Origin of the sequence: Bacillus sp. MYb209, assembly GCF_002975175.1 — a bacterium.
Taxonomy (GTDB): Bacteria; Bacillota; Bacilli; order Bacillales; family Bacillaceae_G; genus Bacillus_A.
The window spans coordinates 1-3,145 of sequence record NZ_PCNZ01000096.1; the positions used below are offsets into that span (position 1 = coordinate 1).

Consider the following 3,145-nt stretch of genomic DNA (forward strand, 5'->3'; position numbering starts at 1 on the left):
TGAGTTCATATGAACAAAAGTTCATTTTGTTTCCGCTCTTAAGTTGATGGGCATGATGGTGACCCCATGTCCATCAACTTAAGATACCCCAAAGTACCAAAAAACGTTATTCTTTTTATACAAGCTAGATTAGGAAGAATAACGTTTTTTAATCCAAGAAATTTAATTTTCAATAAACCTTGCAACAGAACCATCTTTTTTATAAGTGATTTTTACCATTTTTTATAATTTATACCTAATATGATCTATAAAAGAAAAATTCATTATTAACAGTAATTTTCTCTTTATTTCGATAGGAATAGACAGTATAATTTTATAGATTTAATAGTTCAGAAAATTATACGAGGTAAATACCATGAAAAATAAAAAAAGAACAGCTACTGTTGCATTAACAACAGGATTAGCTTTAACAGCTGTAATACCATATGGAGTAGGTCATACAGAGGAAACAGATCAACTACAAGTTCAAATTCAGGAGGATTCATTCCGTACAGGTGAACTTACACAACCATCACAAAAGGCACCAGAGAATGTAGTAAAAGATGCTCTTAAGGAGGAGACAGAGCAAGCTTTGTCTCCAAAACAAGTGAATGGAGAAGCGGGAGTAGATTATAAGGTTCTTCAAAAACGTGGTTCTTATGACGGGACTACACTTGTGCGTATACAACAAACGTACGAAGAAAAAGAAGTATATGGGTATCAATTGACTGCACACGTAGATAAAAGGGGTGTTATTAAAAGTATTTCAGGGGATAGTGCGCAAAATTTAAAACAAGAAGATTTAAAGAAGCCTATTAATCTATCACAAGAAGAAGCGAAACGATATATTTATACGAAGTACGGGAACGATATCAATTTTATTTCTGAGCCAGAAGTAAAGGCAGTTATTTTTGTTGATGAAAATAATGGACAAGCTAGCAATGCATACCAAGTGACATTTGCTGCTGCAACACCAAACTATGTATCTGGAACTTATTTAGTGAATGCTCATAATGGTGATATGTTAAAAAATATGGTGCAAGAATCAGGTTTAAAAGCAAGTGAAAAACTTGTTGGAGCCCTAAAGGAAAGTAGAAAAAGTAATCTTACATCATTAACTGGAACAGGAAAAGATGATTTAGGTATATCTCGTACATTTGGTATTTCTAGACAAAGTGATGGGAAATATGCGCTTGCTGATTACACAAGAGGGCAAGGAATTGAAACGTATGATGTAAATTACAGAGATATTAATCAAGAGGAAAGCTATTACCCTGGTACACTAGCAATTAGCACTTCAACAACATTTAATGACCCAAAGGCGGTAAGTGCTCATTACATAGCAACAAAGGTATATGATTTTTATAAAAATAAATACGGACGTAATAGTTTTGATAATAAGGGACAAAAAGTAGTTTCAGTTGTACATGCGTGGGATTCTGAAGATACAAATGATCCGAAAAATTGGGAGAATGCATTCAGTACTAATATTAATAATAGTAGTATGCTTGTATATGGAGATCCTGTGGTAAAGGCATTTGACGTAGCGGGACATGAATTTACACATGCGGTTACATCTAGCGAATCCAATCTTGAATATTCCGGAGAATCTGGTGCGATTAACGAGGCGTTATCGGATATTATGGGAACAGCTATTGAGAAATATATAAACAATGGGAAATTTAACTGGACAATAGGAGAACAAACTGGATCAGTTTTACGTGATATGGAAAATCCAGCGTCCGTTCCATCTTCACTTGGAGTACTTTATCCAGATGATTATAGTGCATATAATGATTTAAATGGAGAGGATGATGGAGGCGTTCATTTCAACTCAAGTATTATTAATAAAGTTGCGTATTTAATGGCAAAAGGTGGCACTCATAACGGTGTAACTGTAAAAGGTATTGGCGAGGATAAAATGTTTGATATTTTCTATTATGCAAACACTGATGAATTAAACATGACTTCCGATTTCTCTGAATTGAGATCAGCATGCCTTCGAGTTGCAACAAATAAATATGGCGCGAACTCAACTGAAGCTCAAGCAGTCCAAAAAGCTTTTGATGCAGCAAAAATCAAGGTAACAGTGAAAGAAAAAGAAAAGCCTGCGGAAAACCAAGCGCCGGAGTTAACTGTACCGTTTACAACTACACTACATGTAGGTGATACGTTCGACCCGATAAGAGGTGTAATAGCTGTTGATAAAGAAGATGGTGATTTAACAAATAGAGTAAAACATAAAGGCAATGTAGATACTTCTAAAACAGGTAAATACAGTGTGGAGTACTCGGTTGTCGATTCCCAAGGGGTTAATGCAACGGCTACACAGACTGTAATTGTAGAGGAAAATGGAGAAACTCCAGATATGGAACCTAAATTAACAGTGCCTGTTGGAGCAACAATGAATGTAGGAGATTCATTCGACCCAATGACAGGAGTATCAGCTACTGATAAAGAAGACGGCGACCTTACTTCTAAAGTAACAGTTGATGGTAAAGTAGATACATCTAAAGCCGGTACTTATGTATTAACTTACACAGTTACAGACTCTAAAGGTCATGAAGTAACTGCGAAACAAACAGTAACGGTTAGAGCTAGAGAAGAAGTTAAAGATGAAAAAACAGTACTAAAAGTACCTGCTGAAACTACAATTACTGAGGGTAATCAATTCGATCCAATGGCAGGAGTATCAGCTACTGATAAAGAAGGCGGTGACCTTACTTCTAAAGTAACGCATGAAGGAACTGTTGATATATCTAAAGCCGGTACTTATGAAGTAATATATAGTGTCAAAGATTTCGCAGGCAATGAGGTAACTACAATACAAAAAGTGGTTGTGAAAGATAAGGACAATGGTAACGGTAATAACCCTGATAAAGGCAGTACTGGTACTAACAACAGCAATGCCTCCGATACTGGTAACAGTAAAATCTCAAACAATAGTACTTCTGATAAAAAAGAAGATACATATAAAGAGCTTCCAAAAACGGGTGCAAGTACAAATAACAGTGCAGCAATGGGTTTATTGATGGTTCTTGCCGGTATGGCTCTTTCTTTTGGTCGTAAATTTAGAAAGGTATTAAAATAATAGTAACTTATTGCAGTAAAGTGAACTACTCGCCACTTAGCAAAGCTTGAAGTGGGAGCTTCTCAGTTCCACGAC

At 35.7% G+C, this 3,145-nt stretch carries 1 protein-coding gene; it reads left to right on the forward strand.

Annotated features, from left to right (window positions below):
* Positions 1 to 355 precede the first annotated feature (355 nt).
* On the forward strand, positions 356 to 3,070 hold the full coding sequence (locus CQZ94_RS30385; RefSeq protein WP_105588395.1) for a M4 family metallopeptidase: 2,715 nt from the start codon (positions 356 to 358) through the stop codon (positions 3,068 to 3,070).
* Positions 3,071 to 3,145: the final 75 nt, after the last annotated feature.

Excerpts from the sequence above, each read along its gene's own strand:
- CQZ94_RS30385 (WP_105588395.1), top strand. The coding sequence starts at position 356 with ATGAAAAATAAAAAAAGAACAGCTACTGTTGCATTAACAACAGGATTA.